This is a genomic window from Leisingera aquimarina DSM 24565 (assembly GCF_000473165.1).
GTDB classification, from domain to species: Bacteria; Pseudomonadota; Alphaproteobacteria; order Rhodobacterales; family Rhodobacteraceae; genus Leisingera; species Leisingera aquimarina.
Genome location: NZ_KI421504.1, coordinates 3,886,549 through 3,903,908 on the forward strand (window position 1 = coordinate 3,886,549; position 17,360 = coordinate 3,903,908).

The 17,360-nt window shown below is 62.7% G+C and carries 17 protein-coding genes, 2 tRNA genes and 1 pseudogene; 8 read left to right on the plus strand and 12 right to left on the minus strand.

Features of this window, described 5'->3' with window-relative positions; genetic code table 11:
- Nucleotides 1–8: 8 nt before the first annotated feature.
- Together AQUI_RS0123505 and AQUI_RS0123510 are read right to left on the minus strand one after the other, a co-directional pair.
- The gene (locus AQUI_RS0123505; RefSeq protein ID WP_027259715.1) at nucleotides 9–488 is read right to left on the minus strand and encodes a GNAT family N-acetyltransferase; all 480 of its coding nucleotides are present in this window, start codon (nucleotides 486–488) and stop codon (nucleotides 9–11) included.
- A complete protein-coding gene (locus AQUI_RS0123510; protein WP_027259716.1) occupies nucleotides 485–1,072 on the minus strand; it encodes a TetR/AcrR family transcriptional regulator in 588 nt (195 codons plus the stop codon). Before AQUI_RS0123510 ends, AQUI_RS0123505 begins: the two co-directional genes overlap by 4 nt.
- Nucleotides 1,073–1,250: 178 nt before the next feature.
- Between AQUI_RS0123510 and AQUI_RS0123515 the strand changes: the two genes are divergently transcribed.
- From AQUI_RS0123515 to AQUI_RS0123535, 5 genes are all read left to right on the plus strand, one after another.
- Nucleotides 1,251–1,505, plus strand: coding sequence for a hypothetical protein (locus AQUI_RS0123515; protein ID WP_027259717.1), 255 nt, complete (start codon nucleotides 1,251–1,253; stop codon nucleotides 1,503–1,505).
- 116 nt (nucleotides 1,506–1,621) lie between these two features.
- Complete coding sequence (locus AQUI_RS0123520) at nucleotides 1,622–2,908, plus strand: homoserine dehydrogenase (protein WP_027259718.1); 1,287 nt, start codon at nucleotides 1,622–1,624, stop codon at nucleotides 2,906–2,908.
- Nucleotides 2,909–3,064: 156 nt separating this feature from the next.
- The gene (glpX, locus tag AQUI_RS0123525) at nucleotides 3,065–4,051 is read left to right on the plus strand and encodes a class II fructose-bisphosphatase (RefSeq protein WP_027259719.1); all 987 of its coding nucleotides are present in this window, start codon (nucleotides 3,065–3,067) and stop codon (nucleotides 4,049–4,051) included.
- Nucleotides 4,052–4,158: 107 nt separating this feature from the next.
- Nucleotides 4,159–5,898 (plus strand): single-stranded-DNA-specific exonuclease RecJ, encoded by a 1,740-nt coding sequence (gene recJ / locus AQUI_RS0123530; protein WP_027259720.1) that lies wholly within the window; start codon nucleotides 4,159–4,161, stop codon nucleotides 5,896–5,898.
- A gap of 104 nt (nucleotides 5,899–6,002) precedes the next feature.
- A tRNA-Glu gene (locus tag AQUI_RS0123535) sits at nucleotides 6,003–6,077 on the plus strand.
- 215 nt (nucleotides 6,078–6,292) lie between these two features.
- Here AQUI_RS0123535 and AQUI_RS30285 read toward each other — a convergent pair.
- Nucleotides 6,293–7,420, minus strand: a pseudogene (locus AQUI_RS30285) (helix-turn-helix domain-containing protein).
- Between the two features lie 339 nt (nucleotides 7,421–7,759).
- Between AQUI_RS30285 and AQUI_RS0123550 the strand changes: the two are divergent.
- Nucleotides 7,760–7,834 (plus strand) — tRNA-Glu (locus tag AQUI_RS0123550).
- 435 nt (nucleotides 7,835–8,269) lie between these two features.
- Here AQUI_RS0123550 and AQUI_RS0123555 read toward each other — a convergent pair.
- The 5 genes from AQUI_RS0123555 to AQUI_RS0123575 form a co-directional block, all read right to left on the minus strand.
- A complete protein-coding gene (locus AQUI_RS0123555; protein WP_027259722.1) occupies nucleotides 8,270–9,319 on the minus strand; it encodes a GGDEF domain-containing protein in 1,050 nt (349 codons plus the stop codon).
- Nucleotides 9,316–9,903 carry a heme NO-binding domain-containing protein gene (locus tag AQUI_RS0123560; RefSeq protein WP_027259723.1) on the minus strand — a complete coding sequence of 196 codons (588 nt, stop codon included), beginning with the start codon at nucleotides 9,901–9,903 and terminating at the stop codon, nucleotides 9,316–9,318. Before AQUI_RS0123560 ends, AQUI_RS0123555 begins: the two co-directional genes overlap by 4 nt.
- Before the next feature lie 430 nt (nucleotides 9,904–10,333).
- On the minus strand, nucleotides 10,334–11,893 hold the full coding sequence (locus tag AQUI_RS0123565) for a trimethylamine methyltransferase family protein (RefSeq protein WP_027259724.1): 1,560 nt from the start codon (nucleotides 11,891–11,893) through the stop codon (nucleotides 10,334–10,336).
- Nucleotides 11,894–12,128: 235 nt separating this feature from the next.
- A complete protein-coding gene (locus tag AQUI_RS0123570; protein ID WP_027259725.1) occupies nucleotides 12,129–12,818 on the minus strand; it encodes an HAD family hydrolase in 690 nt (229 codons plus the stop codon).
- 57 nt (nucleotides 12,819–12,875) lie between these two features.
- Nucleotides 12,876–13,160 carry a DUF3572 domain-containing protein gene (locus AQUI_RS0123575; RefSeq protein ID WP_027259726.1) on the minus strand — a complete coding sequence of 95 codons (285 nt, stop codon included), beginning with the start codon at nucleotides 13,158–13,160 and terminating at the stop codon, nucleotides 12,876–12,878.
- Nucleotides 13,161–13,275: 115 nt separating this feature from the next.
- Between AQUI_RS0123575 and AQUI_RS0123580 the strand changes: the two genes are divergently transcribed.
- Nucleotides 13,276–14,670: a diguanylate cyclase domain-containing protein gene (locus tag AQUI_RS0123580; protein WP_027259727.1), complete on the plus strand. Its 1,395-nt coding sequence runs from the start codon at nucleotides 13,276–13,278 to the stop codon at nucleotides 14,668–14,670.
- A gap of 92 nt (nucleotides 14,671–14,762) precedes the next feature.
- Here AQUI_RS0123580 and AQUI_RS0123585 read toward each other — a convergent pair whose 3' ends face one another.
- The 4 genes from AQUI_RS0123585 to AQUI_RS0123600 all read right to left on the minus strand — a co-directional run bounded on the left by AQUI_RS0123585 (nucleotide 14,763) and on the right by AQUI_RS0123600 (nucleotide 16,737).
- On the minus strand, nucleotides 14,763–15,254 hold the full coding sequence (locus AQUI_RS0123585) for a periplasmic heavy metal sensor (RefSeq protein WP_027259728.1): 492 nt from the start codon (nucleotides 15,252–15,254) through the stop codon (nucleotides 14,763–14,765).
- The gene (locus AQUI_RS0123590; RefSeq protein ID WP_027259729.1) at nucleotides 15,251–15,625 is read right to left on the minus strand and encodes a hypothetical protein; all 375 of its coding nucleotides are present in this window, start codon (nucleotides 15,623–15,625) and stop codon (nucleotides 15,251–15,253) included. Before AQUI_RS0123590 ends, AQUI_RS0123585 begins: the two co-directional genes overlap by 4 nt.
- Nucleotides 15,618–16,199, minus strand: coding sequence for an RNA polymerase sigma factor (locus AQUI_RS0123595; protein WP_027259730.1), 582 nt, complete (start codon nucleotides 16,197–16,199; stop codon nucleotides 15,618–15,620). Before AQUI_RS0123595 ends, AQUI_RS0123590 begins: the two co-directional genes overlap by 8 nt.
- 67 nt (nucleotides 16,200–16,266) lie before the next feature.
- The gene (locus tag AQUI_RS0123600) at nucleotides 16,267–16,737 is read right to left on the minus strand and encodes an EF-hand domain-containing protein (RefSeq protein ID WP_027259731.1); all 471 of its coding nucleotides are present in this window, start codon (nucleotides 16,735–16,737) and stop codon (nucleotides 16,267–16,269) included.
- A gap of 200 nt (nucleotides 16,738–16,937) precedes the next feature.
- Between AQUI_RS0123600 and AQUI_RS0123605 the strand changes: the two genes are divergently transcribed.
- On the plus strand, nucleotides 16,938–17,360 hold the full coding sequence (locus AQUI_RS0123605) for a DUF983 domain-containing protein (RefSeq protein WP_027259732.1): 423 nt from the start codon (nucleotides 16,938–16,940) through the stop codon (nucleotides 17,358–17,360).

Consider the following 17,360-nt stretch of genomic DNA (forward strand, 5'->3'; position numbering starts at 1 on the left):
TGCCGGGGTCAGCCGTCGGCACGCCAGCTGTAAACCGTTTCGGTGCCCGAAGGCTCCGGTGTGAAACCGGCTTTCTCCAGCACCCTGGCCGAGGCCGCATTCTCCTGCATGACTCCGCCGCTGAGCGTCACGCCGCTGCCGCGGAAAAGAGCCAGCAAGCCACCAAGCAGCTCGCTGGCCAGCCCTCGGCCCCAGGCAGCTTCGGCAAACAGATAGCCAAGGTTCCGGATGGTTGCGCCTTCGTCAGGAAAGGAAAGAATAACCAGCCCGATACCCTGCCCCGCAGTTTCGCGCAGGCCAATCACCTCGGCTTGTTGCGAGACCGCCTCCAGAAAGGCCCGGCGGGCGCCGTCGTCTTCTGGGGTCTGAAACCCGGCGGGCAGCCATTGCACCACTTTCGGCGCAAAGAGATCCGCCAATTCGGCATCAGTCAGGTTCCGCCAGCGCCCGGCGCTCAGCCGCTTGGTTTGCAAGGTCAAAAGACTCATGCGCTGACCGCTTTTTGCACCATGTCCCAATAGACGTTCTCCACCTCATCCAGCGTCAGGCGCCCCTCGGAACGGTACCATGTGTTAACCCCGTTCAGCATCGCAATCACCGCCAGAGTGGCGATTTTGGTGTCGGGGATGCGGAACACACGCTGCTCCACACCCTCTTTCAGGATCGCCTCCACGCCGTTTTCGTAATCCCGGCGCAGCGATTCGAGGACGATGAAATTTTCATCCGTCAGGTTGCGCAGCTCCATATAGGCGATGAACACCGCATCCGGTCGCTCCAGGTGAAAGCGGATATGAAAGCCGGTAAAGGCCCGCAGCCGCTCTACCGCCCCGTCGGCGCGCGGCACCGCGTCCCAAGCGGCCTGAAGCTCGGCCATATGTCCTTGCATCAGGTTGAACAGCAGGCTTTGCTTGTCCGGTGTGTAGTTATACAGCGCCCCGGCCTGCACCCCCACCTCCTTGGCGATCTGGCGCATTGAGACGGCGGCATAGCCATGCTGCGCAAACAACCGCAAAGCGGCCTCGCGGATTTTGGGTCCGGTGATATCGGAATGGGAGCCTTGGGTACGTGCCATGACCGGACCGTAACTGAACATACGTTCAGAAAAAAGAGCGGGAATGCCGAAAAGATGGTCTGGCCTAAACCCCTATGACCCGGCAAAGCCAATCCCCGTACCGGCAGGCGGGAAAGCAATTGTGCGGCGGCCCCGGACGCCCTAGAACCATGCAAGGCTAGATACAGGATTTCGTTCAATGCAGGCTTGGGCCCGGATCACATTTCTTCTGGTTTTGGCAGCCGCAGCCGCCTGCACCCGCGTGCCCGAGCTTGAGGACCGGTTGACTCCTGACCTGCGCGGCGCGGGTTACCCGAAACTGTTGCCGCTGGATGACGCGCTGGAGCCGCTCGACCCGCCGCAGCAGGCCAGCTCAGACCTGCAGGATGAGCTTGACGCCCGCAGCGCCCGGCTGAAACGCCGCGCCGAGGCCGTGAAAAACGCCGAATTTTAGACCGTTCCCGGCTTTCCCTTCCGCATGTGCCGCACACAGGCGGCAGCAGCGTTGCACGCCCGCGCCGAACCCGCTAAGGCGGGGCCTGAGCATTTCGGAACAAAGGACCTCCAGCTATGACAGAACCGCTTCGTCTTGGGATTGCAGGTTTGGGCACGGTTGGCATCGGCGTGGTGAAGATCATCCACCGCCATGCTGCGCTGCTGGAGGCACGAACCGGACGCCCCATTGTGATCACGGCGGTGTCTGCCCGCGACGCCAATAAGGACCGTGGTGTCTCGCTGAAGGACTTCGCCTGGGAAACCGACCCGGTGGCGCTGGCGGTACGCGATGACGTGGATGTGTTTGTCGAACTGATGGGTGGCCATGAAGGCGCCGCCAAAGCGGCAACCGAGGCCGCACTTGCCGCAGGCAAGGATGTGGTCACCGCCAACAAGGCGCTGCTCGCGATCCACGGCCAGGCGTTGGCCGAACAGGCCGAGAACGCGGGCCGCGTAATCCGGTTCGAGGCTGCTGTGGCCGGCGGCATCCCGGTGATCAAATCGCTGACCGAAGGTCTGGCCGGCAATGAGATTACCCGCGTCATGGGCGTGATGAACGGCACCTGTAACTTTATCCTCACCCAGATGCAGGCCACCGGCCAGGGTTACAACGCCCTGTTCGAGGAATGCGGCCGCCTGGGCTATCTGGAGGCCGATCCTAACCTGGATGTGGGCGGCATCGACGCGGGCCACAAGCTGGCGCTGCTGTCCTCAATCGCCTTTGGCACCAAACCGGCCTTTGATGACGTGCAACTGGAAGGCATCCAACGCATCCAGCTGGAAGACATCAATGCCGCCGCCGATATGGGATACCGCATCAAACTGCTGGGGGTGGCGCAACGCACCGCCCGCGGGCTGGAGCAGCGTATGTCGCCCTGCCTGGTGCCTGCGAACTCACCGCTGGGCCAGTTGGAAGGCGGCACCAACATGGTGGTGATCGAAGGCGATTCCATCGAACAAGTTGTGCTGCGCGGCCCCGGTGCCGGCGAAGGCCCGACTGCCAGCGCGGTGATGGGCGATGTCCTGGACCTCGCGCGCGGCCTGCGGATCGCGACCTTTGGCCAGCCCGCCGAAACGCTGCAGGAAGTCCCCGCCGCCCAGACCGGTCTGCCCGCGCCGTTCTATCTGCGCATGGGGCTGCTGGACAAACCCGGCGCTTTGGCCAAAGTTGCCGCTGTGCTGGGCGATGCAGGCGTCTCCATCGACCGGATGCGACAGTACGGCCATTCCGAACCGACCGCGCCGGTGCTGATCGTCACCCACAAATGCACCCGCGCCACTTTGGATGCCGCGCTGGAAGGCCTCGCCGCCACCGATGTGGTTGACGGCACTCCGGTTGCGCTGCGCATTGAAGAGGTTTGAACCTCGCGATACGCCGAAAATCAGCGGTTTTGGTCACTGCGGCTGGATTTTCCTGCCGCGGTGAACGCTATCGCCCCTTGCGAGCCTGCCCTGCCCCGCGCTATTCGGCTTTAAACGCCCAATTCACATCTGACCCGTTGAGACAGGATTTCCGGTATGACATCGAACACCTCTGACGCGCCCTTTCATGACCGCATGCTGTCGCTGGGCCTCGCCCGCGTTGCCGAGCAGGCCGCGCTGGCCTCTGCCTCGCTGATCGGCCGCGGCGATGAGAAGGCCGCCGACCAGGCCGCCGTGAACGCCATGCGCGAACAGCTGAACCTGCTGGACATCGCCGGCGTTGTCGTAATCGGCGAAGGCGAACGCGACGAGGCACCGATGCTGTACATCGGCGAAGAAGTGGGCTCCGGCAACGGCCCCGGCGTCGACATCGCCCTGGACCCTCTGGAAGGCACCACGCTGACCGCCAAAGACATGCCGAACGCTCTGACCGTGATCGCCATGGGCCCGCGCGGCTCGATGCTGCACGCGCCGGACACCTATATGGACAAACTGGCAATTGGTCCGGGCTATGAAGAGGGCGTTGTGTCTCTGGACATGTCCCCGCGCGAACGTGTCGAAGCCCTGGCCGCGGCCAAGGGCTGCGCGCCCTCTGACATCACCGTCTGCATCCTGGAACGCCCGCGCCATGAGGCGATGATCGCCGAAGTGCGCGAAACCGGCGCTTCGATCCGCCTGATCACCGACGGCGACGTGGCCGGCGTCATGCATTGCGCTGAATCTGAGATTACCGGCATCGACATGTATATGGGCCAGGGCGGCGCGCCTGAAGGTGTGCTGGCAGCCGCTGCATTGAAATGCATGGGCGGACAGATTTTCGGCCGCCTCCTGTTCCGCAACGACGACGAAAAGGGCCGCGCCGCCAAAGCAGGCATCACCGACCTGGACCGCGTCTATACCCGCGACGAGATGGTCACCCAGGACGTGATCTTTGCCGCCACCGGCGTCACCGGCGGCTCTCTTCTGCCCAGCATCAAGCGCACACCTGGCTGGGTTGAGACCACCACGCTGCTGATGCGCTCAAAAACCGGTTCGGTGCGGCGCATGTCCTACCGCACGCCGCTGGCGCCGCATCAGGGCTGAGCGTTCCGCCGGGAAGCGGCTTGCGCCGCTGCCTCCGGCGGGGATATTTGAAGCCAGAAGAAGGGCCGGGTCCGTTTGGGTCCGGCCTTTGCACATGGGGGAAACGCATGAGCTTTTTGGGTGTTGAGCAGTCCTTGACCGGGCGGCGCTGGGTAGGTCCCGGTGTGGAGATCGACCGCGCCTCCGAGATGATGGCACAGCAGACCGGCCTGCCCCGATCTGTCTGCCAGGTGCTGGCCCGGCGCGGCGTGCCTGCGATGGAGGCCAAAGGGTTTCTGGAACCCAGGCTGAAGGACCTGCTGCCGGATCCGCGCGAGATGAAGGATATGGAGCCCGCCGCCACGCGCTTTCTGGAGGCGGTACAGCTGAAGCAGCGGATAGCGGTTTTTGCCGATTATGACGTCGATGGCGGCAGCTCGGCCGCGCTGCTGTTGGTCTGGCTGCGGCAGATGGGGCTGCAGGCCACGCTTTACATCCCAGACCGCATCGATGAGGGCTATGGCCCCAATGTGCCCGCGATGCAGGAACTGGCCGCGGCCCATGACCTGATCATCTGCGTCGATTGCGGCACCCTCAGCCACGAGCCGATTGCCGCTGCCAAGGGCGCGGATGTGATTGTGCTGGACCACCACCTGGGCGGTGAGACTCTGCCCGATTGCGAGGCGGTGGTGAACCCCAACCGGCAGGACGAAAGCGGTGATCTGGGATATTTCTGCGCGGCAGGTGTGGTGTTCCTGATGCTGGTCGAGGCTGGACGGCAGCTTCGCAAGGCAGGAGCCAAGGGGCCGGATCTGATGGCCTTGCTGGATCTGGTGGCATTGGCCACCGTTGCCGATGTGGCGCCGCTGATCGGCGCCAACCGGGCGCTGGTGCGCCAGGGGCTGAAGGTCATGGGCGCGCGCAAACGTCCCGGTCTGGTGGCCCTGTCCGATGTCTCCCGCATGGATTCGGCGCCCTCCACCTATCACCTTGGCTTTCTGCTGGGACCGCGGGTCAATGCCGGCGGGCGGATCGGCAAGGCGGACCTCGGCGCGCGGCTGCTGTCGACTGACAATCCGCATGAGGCCGCCGCCCTGGCCGAACGGCTGGATGAGCTGAACACCGAGCGCCGCGACATCGAAAACGCGGTACGGGCCGCCGCCCTGCAACAAGCGGAAGACCGCGGGCTGGAGGCTCCGCTGGTTTGGGCCGCTGGCGAGGGCTGGCATCCCGGCGTGGTCGGCATCGTTGCCTCGCGCCTGAAGGAAGCCGCAAACAGGCCCGCAGTTGTGATCGGCTTTGACAGCGATGAGGGTAAGGGATCTGGCCGGTCCGTGTCCGGCGTCGATCTGGGCGCCTCGATCCAGCGGCTGGCGGCCGAGGGGCTGCTGGTCAAGGGCGGCGGCCACAAAATGGCGGCAGGTCTCACCGTCATGCGGGACAAACTGGAACCAGCGATGGCGCGGCTGTCGGAGCTGTTGGAGAAACAAGGCGCAGGACAGGGCGGCCCGGCCGATCTGAAGCTGGACGGCGCCCTGATGCCCGGTGCCGCCACGGTGGACCTGATCGACCAGATCGAACAGGCAGGCCCCTTTGGCGCAGGCGCCCCTGCCCCGCGCTATGCGCTGCCGGATCTGCAGGTGCGTTTTGCCAAGAAGGTGGGGGAAAGCCATCTGAAGATTTCTCTCAGTGACGGTATGGGCGGCGGTGTGGACGGGATCTGCTTTGGCGCCTTCGACACCGCGCTTGGTCCCCGCCTGCTGGAACACGGCGGCGCCCGCTTCCACTTTGCCGGACGGCTGGAAGTCAACAGTTGGGGCGGTCGTCAAAGCCCGCAACTGCGCCTGGAAGACGCCGCAGAAGCCTAAATTTTCAAAGACTTACCCCCTGTGGATAAGAAACTTTACTGTGGCCCGTTTTTCCCCTTGCGGGATCCGGCTGTTGCGACTAAACACCCGCTCATGCATAGAGTGGCCCGTTCGTCTATCGGTTAGGACGCCAGGTTTTCAACCTGGAAAGAGGGGTTCGATTCCCCTACGGGCTGCCACTTTACCCACGCTCTCGGAAAGCACACCTAACACCTTGAGCGGAAACGTGGTTTTGGGGGTTCGACGACCTTTTCCACGCTGAAAATCTATTGGTTCCTGAAATGTTAGCCTAAGCACCAAATGCTTAACCTCCAACGAACCGTTTACCCAATATTTCCAAGGGCTTGTCAAAAACCCTGAAGTGTAAAACTTCAGACTTGATCTGATAGGCATCTCAGTTCTCTGTGCTGAGAATGGGTTGCCGACTGTCCGATGGATCGGAAGCCGTGATCGTCTTGTCCCTGGCAATATGCAGCGTTTCGCGGAAGGATTGCATAGGCGTCTTGCCATAGCGGTATCTTCCCGAATTGCGGCCGCTGCTCGTTGTATCTGGCCAGCCAGGCGTCCAGGTCCACCTGCAATTCCTCCACCGGCCGGTAGAGCTTCTTGCGGAAGGCGATGTCGCAGAACTCATCCTTGATGGTCCGGTGGAAGCGCTCGCAGATCCCGTTCGCCCTGCAATCGATCAACTGGATCGATTGCCTTACGGTCTCACTCTGGGGGCTGTTCGCCTTGGCTCTCGTGTGGTCCACGTCCCCGGCCGCCAAGTAGAGCTGATAGGCATGGCTTCCGGCTTTGCCGCAATATTCGGTGCCGCGGCCCGTCAGGATGCGCAACAGGCTGATGCCGTGTCCGGCAAAGAAGGGGATAACCCTGTCATTCAGCAGGCCGGCGGCGGTGATCGCCGTTTTTCCCGGTGCAGAGCTTACCGGCCGCCACCCGCGCATAGGTCTCGATGAAGGTCTGCTGGCAGATGCGTCCCACTCCCTTCATCGTGCCCAGGTAATAGGTGCCCTGGCTGCCGGGATAGCCCGGATGGCGGCTTTCGATCTCGCCATGCGCCCCCTTCTTCTGCCGGGCCTTCTCCAGCGCGGCCATCTGCGCCTCGGTGAGCAGGATGCCGTCCTGGGCGGCACGGGCCTTCCAATGCCTTGAGGCGTTTCTTCATGGCCTCCAGACCGTTGCGCAGCCAGATCGAGCGGACGCCGGAAGATGACACCATGATGCCCTGCTGCCGGAGTTCCCGCGAGGCGCGCTTCTGCCCCGGCGCCGGGTTTTCAATCGCCAGTTCGATCACCGCCCGCTCAACGTGCTCCGGCACCCGGTTCTTCAGGATCGGCTTGCGGCGGCTGAGATCCATCAGCGCCTGCCCGCCGCCCTGTTTACAGAGCTCCATGAAGCGGTAGCAGCTGTCCCGGCTGCACCCCATCACCTTGCAGGCCTGCGAAACGCTGCCGAGCTGCTTCGCAAGCTCCAGCAGCCCCAGCTTCGGCTTGATGATCTTGTTCTGAATACTCGTCATTGATCGGCACTCCTTGCTTGCGCTCCTGAAGAGCAGAAATGTCAGATCAAGTCGCGTGTTCTACAGGTAAACGCTTCTCAGGCCTATTTTTTTAAAGCTTCAATCTGGCTTTCCCATTCGCCCAGCGCCTTAAACAGAGAGTTCGAACTTTCTCCCGAAAGGCCTGCCACTTTCCCCACATATGAGTGACGCATTATCTTAGCCGCCGCGGCTTGGTTTTGTCTTTTTTTTCATCCGCTTAACTGCTGAACACGGGATATGGAAAAACTTTGCACCTCCGCAATAAAACCTCTTGCGCCCGGCCATGGCAATCAGTAAACACCGCTACACAGACAGCGTGGCCCGTTCGTCTATCGGTTAGGACGCCAGGTTTTCAACCTGGAAAGAGGGGTTCGATTCCCCTACGGGCTGCCACTCTTCCTGACATATTGCGTCAAGCTGAACACGCGCTGCGTCCAAGCGTTTGATGCAGGAATGCTTAGCTGTTTTATGGTTCAAGCCGCTGTCCCAGGCCCGGGAAACACTATGTGCATCACCCTTGCGGCTGATCACGCCATGGGTTTCGCCATCTTGCGTATCCGGGGCACTTTCGGCACCGGCGCCCGATCTTGTGCCGGGTGTTCTCAATGCTGGAAACCAACAAGGCCCGAAACCTTCCACAGGAAGAATGGCATTGCAGCTCTCAGCGCAGCGCTTGCCACCGCCCCCCGGGTGACGCACAAGATGCAGCCGCAAAGCGCACCCGTGCTGCTGAGATCCAGGAAAATTTCTCTCCCCTGGCCCTGAGATCAAAGGCCGGTGCGGACAGCCGCTGCGCCGTCTGCTCACAGCCTCACAAACCGGAAGCCTTCAGGTTGCCGGGCCCCGTGCCGCTGTATGCGGCTGACCAGCCTCGCCGGTGCTGCATGCTTCTTCTTTCTCCATGCCTTCGCGGTAAAAGAAGTGCTGCGCCCGTCCGGCGCGCTTGGCTGCATACAGCGCCAAGTCCGCTTGGTTCAGCAGTTGATGAGCATCCGGAACTTTTTGCCAGGTGGACAGCGTTGTGCCTGCACTGGCGGAGATCCGGCAAGTCAAGGCGCCAAACGGAACCGGCTCTTCCAGCCGCTGGATCAGCCGTTTGGCGATGACAGCCAGCCTGGCGGTGTCCAGAACACCCTCGAGGATCATAACGAATTCATCGCCGCCGACGCGGGCGACGGTATCGGACTGGCGGGTGCATTCCACCATAATCCGCGCTGCCTGCTGCAGCACCGCATCACCAGCCGCGTGGCCCATCGTGTCATTGACCTGTTTGAAATAGTCCAGGTCCAAATGCATCAGCGCAAACTCGCGGCCGCTGTTGATCAGTCGGCCCAGCACATGATCCATCGCCCGGCGGTTCTTTAATCCGGTCAGCGTGTCGGTAAAGGCTTGTTCCTCGGCCGCGATCTTGGCCCCTTGCAACCGCGTGTTCAACTGGCGGGACGCCTCCATCGCGGCGGATTTTGCCTCCACCAGATAGAGCATTTCGATGGTCAGATCAGTTGGCGAAAAATCAGCGCTGGTCAGATCGTAGTCGCGTACGGCCTCCAGAACGGAGATCCCGAAGGACAGATTGATGAAGGCGCCCTGACCATCGGGCAGCGGCGTGCAAACGCCTTTCAGGCCGGTTTGCGGCCCGTCCCGGAACTGCAGATGCAGCTTGCTCCCAGAGGTTCTCACCAGATCCTCCATCGACCGTACAGAACGCGGCCGCGACAGATCGAACACCCGGAAGAACCGCCGCCCTTCCCAGTTCAGTTGCGGGCGCAGTTTTTTCAGGGTCGGCCCGGCAGAAACGATCCGCCCCTTGGCATCGGCTATCACGTACATCGGGCAGACCACGCCGGCCATCTGTGTCAGCTGCTCGAGAGTCATCATAACGAATGCGCCCCCAGATCAAATTCACGCCCGGCGGCGAACTTGGTTTCAACAAGAGTGATCGCAATCACCTCCGCCCCGTCCTGAGTGCCGCTGTGGTCCAGGAAAACAAGATCACCGTAATCATCTGCCATCGCCCGCAGAACCCCCATCAGAACATAGGCATAGCCAGGCAGCCCAGGCTGGCAAACCAGCTCGAACTGTTCCGGCGCCTGTTCCAGCAGCTCCAGCCCCGGCAGGTGCAAATCCGACACTGCCAGCCGGGCCCGGTCCGGCAAGTCGTCCAGCGAATGCAAAAATTCAACGTAATTCACTCCGCCGAAACGCAGCAGCCGCCGCAGCGCCTCCACTTGCGGGTTGGACACCAGAAACGTGCCCATATCCTCCAGCATCTCCGGCAGCGGGCGCGCCAGAACCTTTTCCATCGCCGTCAGCATCTGGCTCGATTGCTCTTCAGAATAGAACAGCATCGCCTCGAACTCGGTAAACCCAAGCCCGGCCTCTTCCATAACCTCTTCCCAGCGGTCCGCCCCGTAGGTACTGGTCACAAAAGCCTGAATCGCCCTATTGATCAGACCGTGCATACAATGGCCCCTCTTTGCCTTTGCCACAGTCTTGACGCCTGCAGGTTAAGAAAGAACCAACAAAGCTGATTTGCGTGATAAGGCGCGCGCGTTTCTTGTGTAATTTTCAACTCTTGCACGAACCCTGCACCCTCAGCAGCAGAAACCGGCTATGTGCGCAGCGCGGCCATGGTCTGGCAGCCGGCCCTGCAGCCAGCCGCATCTGATACCTACTTCAAATTTGCACGCACCAGCACTCCCGCATTGGACCGTTCAGGCGCCCCTCCCTACTGGACCGGCTGGCGCCAGGAGGCAAGCCTGCAGCTCTGTATCCGCGCCAAACCGGCGGCTTCCAACCTGCCGCCGGCACGCTGTGTGCCAAACCTGCAACCCGCGCATAAAAAAGCGGAGGGGCTGCCTCCGCTTTTCCTGCTGGTGATAGGCCGGTGCCTCAGAAATCTGTCGGCGCGCCACCCTCGGCCTTGCGACGGGCGACGAAATCCGCCAGTTCGTCGCGAACTGCTGCGTCCATCGGCGGCTCCTCGAAATCGGCGATGATCTCCTTGAACAGCTTGTGGGCGCGCTCAGCAGTCCAGGTCGCACCTGCCGCCTCCCAGGCCTCGTAATTGCGCCAGTCGCTCAGGAACGGCTGATAGAAGGCCTCGGAATAGCGGTCCTGGGTGTGCTGAATACCGAAGAAATGGCCGTCATTGCCGACTTCCTTGATTGCATCCAGCGCAATTTCCTCCGGTCCGGTCGCCGAGATTTGCGGCTGCATATAGCGTTCGATCTGCTGCAGGATCTCGCAATCCATGATGAATTTCTCCGGGCTGGCAATCAGCCCGCCCTCCAGCCAGCCGGCCGCGTGGTAGACCATATTCGTGCCTGACTGCACTGCAGCCCACAGCGAATTGGAGGTCTCCCAGATCGCCTGCCCGTCCGGTACGTTGGCGGCGCAAACGCCTGAGGAGCGCATCGGCAGGCCATAGAACCGCGCCATCTGCCCGGTCATCTGGGTCGAGCGCATGTATTCCGGCGTGCCGAATGCCGGCGCGCCCGACTTCATGTCGACGTTGGAGGTAAAGGTGCCAATCACGCAGGGCGTGCCGGGACGCACATACTGGAACAGCGCAATGGCACAGAGGCTTTCGGCAATCGACTGCGCTACCGCACCGGCCATGGTCACCGGCGCCATCGCGCCCGCCAGCGTGAACGGCGACACCACGATGGCCTGACCGCGCCGCGCCAGCCGCAGGCAGCCGTCGATCATCGGAAAGTCGTGCTTCAGCGGCGAGGTGGAGTTGATGTTGGTGTACATATGCGGCTTGGAGTCGAACTCCTCATGGCTGAGCCCGCCGGCAATCCGCACCATCTCCATCACATCCTCGACCCGCTCCTTGCCAAGGGAGTAGGCGTGCATCGCCTTATCGGTCAGGGTCAGTTTGTCATAAAGCACATCCAGGTGACGGACTGAGGCATGGATGTCCACCGGCTCCACCGGATAGCCGCCAGCAAAGTGGATGCAGTTGAAATACTGGGTCAGTTTCAGCAGGTTGCGGCATTGCTCACGGTTGCCGGCGACCTTTTTGTTCAGCTCCATATCCCAGTAGTTCGGCGGCGAGGACACATTGCCGAACAAGATGTGATTGCCGCCCAGCGGAATGGTCCGGTCTTTGTTGCGCGGGGTGATCGAGAACTCGCGGGGCGCCTTACCCACCATCTCCATCACAAAATCCCGGTCCATCTTGACCAGCTCGCCTTCGACCTTGACGCCGGCCTGTTTGAAGATCTCCAGCGCTTCCGGGTTCAGAAAGACCACGCCAATCTCTTCCAGGATCCGCATGGCCCCCTCGTGGATCGCCTGCACGCCGTCCTCGCTCAATGGCTCGGTCGGCCGGTCGGTGTTAACCGGGATCTGCCAAGGCATTTGCTCCAGCGCAGCGCTGCCGCGCCGGGCTGCTGCGCCTGCCCTGCCTCCGCCCCGCTTCTTGCGCGCGCCTGTGTCTGCCATGCCGGTCTCCCCTGGGTCCGAATTTCAAAATTGCCGATAGCCACCCACTGTGCCAATCCCTGCCGCTGGAAACAGTCCAAACCCGACTATCGCTGTCGTTTTTGCTGTGCGATCCGGCGGTTCAGGATATTTCTGTACACTTGTGCCTAGTATGCCGCAGCAAAAACCGGCGCACAAGACTGCACGCCGGCAAAAACGAGCGTCCCCGTTTCAAAACGCGGGAATCAGTGGATGCTCAGCGGTCCATCCAGGCCGGGATATGGCCGATATCGGGCAGCACTATATCGGCGTGCGGCGTCAGCTCCTCGCGCAGGGCCATGCCGGTCAGGACGCCGATCCGCTGCATTCCCGCAGCCGCGCCCGCTTCCAAATCATGGCGGCTGTCGCCCACCATTGCCGTCCGGCCGGGAGAGACGCCCGCAGCCTTGCAAAAGGCCAGAAGCGGATCCGGCGCCGGTTTGGCCCCATGGCCGCTGTCGCATCCCGCGACAAAAGCAAAGCGGTCCAGCACGCCTGCCCGCTTCAGCTGGCTCTTGGCAGAGCTCTCAGCATCGTTGGTCATCACCCCCAGCACCTTGCCGCGCGACAGCAGGCTGTCGAGAAACGCCGCCAGCGGCACTGCCGGCGTCAGCTCTGCCCCGGCAGCGCTTTCCGCCAGGTAATCCGTCAGCTCGGCAAGATCCATATGCGCAACATAAGGCGCAAGGGCTTCTGCCACTTCATCATTGGAGCAGGCAATCACCAGGCTGTCCGGATTGAATGCCTCACGCTCCAAGTCATAGCTGATCGCTTTGGCCATTGCCTGTTTGGCGTTCTGATCGCCATTGGACAGGGATTCCAGCAGGTCTGCAGCCCAGCCATCCCAGGTCGCAGCAAAGTCAAACAAGGTCCCGTCTTTATCGAACAGAAGAGCATCAACAGGCATGGCAGGTCCTTTTTCCTCTGGATTCTGGCCGGACCCTAGGCACAGGGCCCGCCAATCTCAAGTCCAGTTCACCTGTTCACCGCCCGGAAGCGACATCCGCGCCTGCAGCGGCGCCTCATAGGCCAGCCCCTCGCCATCGCAGAACTGCATCACCCAATTGTCGTCCATCGTTAAGAAATCGAGCACCGAGCCAAGGAACTCCGGCTCCGCCGCCCGCGCCCGCAGATCCGCTTCGCTGGCGCCGGTTGCCCCCAGAAACACCGGCAGCAGCTCATCATTTCCGGCCAGCCAGGCCAAAGCCTTCAGCGCCAGCGTCTCTGCTCCATCGGCGGAATTCCGCATGTTCTCCACACTCCTGCCGCATTGCGGCCAATTTAGTAAAAATCCGAAAGGGTTTCTTAACCAGTCTCAGCAAAACTTCCAGTCATAGGATTTGCAAGGGGCGAAAGGATACCGCGTGCAAGGCACTATCCTGGTCATCGACGGCGTCTCCACCAACCGCATCATGCTGAAGGTGCAGCTGGCGGCTGCCTATTACGATGTGGTCCAAGCCGGCAGCCTGGCTGAAGTGCTGCAGGCCGCCCGCCGCCACCGCCCTGATCTGGTGCTTTCCGCAATGTCGCTGCCCGATGGCTCCGCCGCGGATGTGAAACGCGAATTGGCCGGGGATGAGGCACTGGGCGATCTGCCGGTGATCGCGGTCTCCGACTGGGAAGGACCCAAAGCCCGGCTCGCCGCACTGGCCGCGGGCATCGACGATGTACTGCAGCAGCCGGTGGATGACGTGATCCTGCAGGCCCGCATCCGCAGCCTGCTGCGCGCCCGCAGCAGCACCGAAGAACTGAACCTGCAGCGCGATGCCTCAAACGGCTTCATCCTGCCGCTCAGCGACCGCACATGCGCCGAGGATCTGCGCAATGCCTCCGTTGCCCTGGTGGCGCAGGATCCCCGCACCGCTAGGGCCTGGCGCGACCGGCTTGCCGGCCGCCTGCCCTATGACCTGCGCACCCATTCCATCAGCGACATCCAAGGGCTGATGCAGGCGCCGGTGGCCGATGCCATCATCATCGAACTGACAGAGGCTTCGGCCGGCCCCGGCCTGCGCCTGCTGGCTGACCTGCGCGCCCGCGCTGCCACCCGCAAATCGGTGGTGATTGCCGTGCCCAACCCGGCGGATCCGCATATCGCCGCCGAGGCCTTGGACCGCGGCGCCCATGACGTGCTGCAATCCGGCTTTGATATTGAGGAACTGCAGCTGCGCCTCACCGCCCAGCTGCAGCAGAAGGCCCGCAAGGACCGGCTGCGCGACAGCGTCCGCAACGGGTTGCGCGCAGCCGTGCTGGACCCGATGACAGGTCTTTACAACCGCCGCTATGCCAAGCCGTTCCTGGACCGGGTGGCCCATTCCGCCACCGCAACTGGCGAAAAGTTTGCCGTCATGCTGGCCGATCTCGATCATTTCAAGCGGATCAACGACCTTTATGGCCACCCGGCCGGCGACGCCGTGCTGATCGAGGCCGCCCGCCGGATGCAGGCGGTGCTGCGTCCGGCGGACCTGCTGGCCCGCGTCGGCGGCGAAGAATTCATGGCGGTGCTGCCCGGCGCCACCGAGGCCGAGGCAGGCCTGGCCGCCATCGCCCTGTGCAATGCGATCAACAGCACTCCGTTTCAGGTGCCCGGCGCCGCCGATCCGGTCAGGATCACCATCAGCATCGGCGCAGTCATGGGCGGCGGCGGCAATGAAGACAGCACCGCCGCGCTGGTCGAGAAAGCCGATCAGGCCCTCTACAACGCCAAGGATGCGGGCCGCAATCAGGTGACCTTGTCGCCGGAATGCACCCAAGCAGCCTGAGGTCCTCAGCCGATCCCGGAATTGGCAGCCGCCAGAGGCTGCCTTCTGTGGTTGGCACCTCGGGAAGCGACCCGCAGCTGCACGCCGCCGGCTTAATCCCGCCCGTTCTGCCGTTCATGCCAACGCCCGCCGCGCCGCTGCATCCGCTCTTCCATGCGGCTGGCAAAGGCCGCGCGCTCTTCCGCCGTCATCGCTTCCAGCTTGCGCACCCAGGCTTCCTGTACCTTAGTGTGAAAGGCACGGCGCGTCGCTGCCTGGATCTGCAGTATCGTCAGCAGCTCCTGCGCATCGAAGTCTGCGCTACGCAGCATTCCGATCACCGCCTCACCCTCTGCTTGGCGGCGCTTGTAATAGCTGCCATGAGCGCCGCCCGCTTCTTGCCGCAGCGCCTTGCGGGTGTCGCGGTCCAGCTCGCGGAAGATCATGGCCCCGACCGACGGCGGCCGCTGCCAGTGCCTGTCCTTGCCGCTGAACCGCCAGGCCGTTCCGGTCGCGATGCCGATCACCGCTAGGTTCAGCGCCAGCGACCCCGCCAGCAACAGTTTCAGCCACAGCTTCATTCCAGGCTTTTCCTCCGCACTCATTGCAGGTCCTCACTCAGCACCACCGCCATGTCGTAACTGTCATAGGGGACCGCGGTGCTGCTGTCCTCATACCCCGCCAGCGCCATCGGATCCGGCACAAAGGAGGGCGGCGCCACCCCGATCCACAACCCCGCCGCACTGGCCGCTGCCAGCCCGCCCAGCGCGGGCCAGCCGCCCAGCGCTTCGATCAGCTCCCGCCACAGCGGCTGCCGGGGCGCCTGCGCCGGCGCCGCAGCCTGAAAGCCCGCCTGCGCCCGCACTGCATCTGCCAGGATAGCCGCATTCAAACGGTCCGGCAGCGCCGGCGGCTCACTGCGCGCCACGGCAAACAGATCGTCCAGCTCCTGCAGTGCTTTATCCGTGTCAGCCATCATTATACCCCAACTCTTCGCGCCGCCCGGCCAATGCCGCGGCCAGCGCCCGTTTGCCCCGGGCGGTCAGACTTTCCACCGCCTCGACGCTGATGTCCATGATCCCGGCGATTTCCGGGTTGGACAGTTCTTCCAGATGCCGCAGCACCACTGCCTGCCGCTGCCGTTCCGGCAATTGCATCAGGGCCGCCTGCAGCGCATCCTGCCGCGCCCCCTCTTGCAGCGCCTCGGCGGCCGAGCGGGCCGGGTCAGGCGGCTCGGGCACCACATCCAGATCCACATAACCGCCACGGGCACGCCGTTTGCGGTCAATGCACAGGTTCATTGCCACCCGGTACAGCCAGGTCGAGACTTGCGCCTCCCCCGGCCGCCATTCCGGCGCCATCTTCCATAAGCGAAGCATTGCCTCCTGGGTCACATCTTCGGCTTCGGCGCGGATCCCCATCACCCGCATCGCCACGCCAAAGACCCGCGACCCCAGCCGTGCGGTCAGCTCCGCCGCGGCTCGACTATCACCATTGGCATACAGCACCAAAAGCGCATCGTCCGAAACCTCCGCCGCCGGTGCGTTCATGGCAGCCGGCCCCGCATCAGGGGTCCGGCGCCGCGATATTTCCGCGTTTTGCAGCACGTCTCAGCGATCAGTTCTGCTCCGTTTCATCCCCGTGGCCATGCCAGCGCTTGCCGCCGTGCCGAGCCCGGGCCTCTTCGAATTCCTCTTTCGAAATCCCGCCGCTGCCATCGGCATCCATCCGGTCGAACATTCTGCCAGCCCGGCGCGGTTGCGGCATCTCATCCTTACTCAACGCGCCATCGCCATCCTTGTCAAAACGTTCCAGCATCCGGGCGGCGCGCTCATTGGCCCGTGCCTGCGCATGCGCCTGCATCTCGTCCAACGTCAGCTTGCCATCGCCGTCGGCGTCCGCCTTGCTGAAACGGGCCTCTTTCATGGCCTGGATTTCCGCCTTAGTGACTTCGCCATTGCCGTCCGTGTCGATTTCCTCAAAGGACATCTTCGGCCCGTGGTGGCCATAGCCCTTGGCCAGGGCCGCGCCGCCCGCGGCCACACCTGCAGCGGCAACAATCACGGCGATGAAGTTGACGTGTTTCATGTCGTCTTTCCTTTGTTCTGCGGCAGCCTCTTGCTGCCCGATGCACAGAAAAAACGCCCCAGATCCGCGCTTCCGTCGCAGAAATGCAAAAAAAGTTTCTACCGCCGTCCCGTTGCGGCAAACCGGCGCAGAAATTGGGCTTTCCCCTTTCGCCCTCTCCCGATGCGCGCAAAGATATGCCCAACACACAGGATATTGCCATGACCGAGTCTTCAGCCGCGACGGCCTCCGGCACCGAAACAGACCGCCCCACCATGCCCGCCCTGGCCAAGGGCTGGCGCTGCAAATGCCCGCAATGCGGCAAGGGCAAGCTGCTGCATTCCTATCTCAAGGTGAACGACAGCTGCAGCAACTGCGGTCTGGATCTGACACATGCGCGCGCCGATGACGGTCCGGCCTACCTCACCATTCTGATCGTCGGCCACATCATGGCGCCTTTGATGCACGTGGTCTATTTCTCCTGGCGCCCCGAACCCTTGGTGATGTTCACGGTTTTCACGATTGGCTGCGTCGCCTCTTCCCTTTATCTTCTGCCGCGGATGAAGGGGATCGTCATTGCCTATCAATGGGCCAGGCGGATGCACGGCTTCGACAAGGATTCCCCAGCAGGACAAGGGCAGTAA

Excerpts from the sequence above, each read along its gene's own strand:
- AQUI_RS0123505 (WP_027259715.1), bottom strand. The coding sequence starts at position 488 with ATGAGTCTTTTGACCTTGCAAACCAAGCGGCTGAGCGCCGGGCGCTGG.
- AQUI_RS0123510 (WP_027259716.1), bottom strand. The coding sequence starts at position 1,072 with ATGGCACGTACCCAAGGCTCCCATTCCGATATCACCGGACCCAAAATC.
- AQUI_RS0123515 (WP_027259717.1), top strand. The coding sequence starts at position 1,251 with ATGCAGGCTTGGGCCCGGATCACATTTCTTCTGGTTTTGGCAGCCGCA.
- AQUI_RS0123520 (WP_027259718.1), top strand. The coding sequence starts at position 1,622 with ATGACAGAACCGCTTCGTCTTGGGATTGCAGGTTTGGGCACGGTTGGC.
- glpX (WP_027259719.1), top strand. The coding sequence starts at position 3,065 with ATGACATCGAACACCTCTGACGCGCCCTTTCATGACCGCATGCTGTCG.
- recJ (WP_027259720.1), top strand. The coding sequence starts at position 4,159 with ATGAGCTTTTTGGGTGTTGAGCAGTCCTTGACCGGGCGGCGCTGGGTA.
- AQUI_RS0123555 (WP_027259722.1), bottom strand. The coding sequence starts at position 9,319 with ATGATGACTCTCGAGCAGCTGACACAGATGGCCGGCGTGGTCTGCCCG.
- AQUI_RS0123560 (WP_027259723.1), bottom strand. The coding sequence starts at position 9,903 with ATGCACGGTCTGATCAATAGGGCGATTCAGGCTTTTGTGACCAGTACC.
- AQUI_RS0123565 (WP_027259724.1), bottom strand. The coding sequence starts at position 11,893 with ATGGCAGACACAGGCGCGCGCAAGAAGCGGGGCGGAGGCAGGGCAGGC.
- AQUI_RS0123570 (WP_027259725.1), bottom strand. The coding sequence starts at position 12,818 with ATGCCTGTTGATGCTCTTCTGTTCGATAAAGACGGGACCTTGTTTGAC.
- AQUI_RS0123575 (WP_027259726.1), bottom strand. The coding sequence starts at position 13,160 with ATGCGGAATTCCGCCGATGGAGCAGAGACGCTGGCGCTGAAGGCTTTG.
- AQUI_RS0123585 (WP_027259728.1), bottom strand. The coding sequence starts at position 15,254 with ATGAGTGCGGAGGAAAAGCCTGGAATGAAGCTGTGGCTGAAACTGTTG.
- AQUI_RS0123590 (WP_027259729.1), bottom strand. The coding sequence starts at position 15,625 with ATGGCTGACACGGATAAAGCACTGCAGGAGCTGGACGATCTGTTTGCC.
- AQUI_RS0123595 (WP_027259730.1), bottom strand. The coding sequence starts at position 16,199 with ATGAACGCACCGGCGGCGGAGGTTTCGGACGATGCGCTTTTGGTGCTG.
- AQUI_RS0123600 (WP_027259731.1), bottom strand. The coding sequence starts at position 16,737 with ATGAAACACGTCAACTTCATCGCCGTGATTGTTGCCGCTGCAGGTGTG.
- AQUI_RS0123605 (WP_027259732.1), top strand. The coding sequence starts at position 16,938 with ATGACCGAGTCTTCAGCCGCGACGGCCTCCGGCACCGAAACAGACCGC.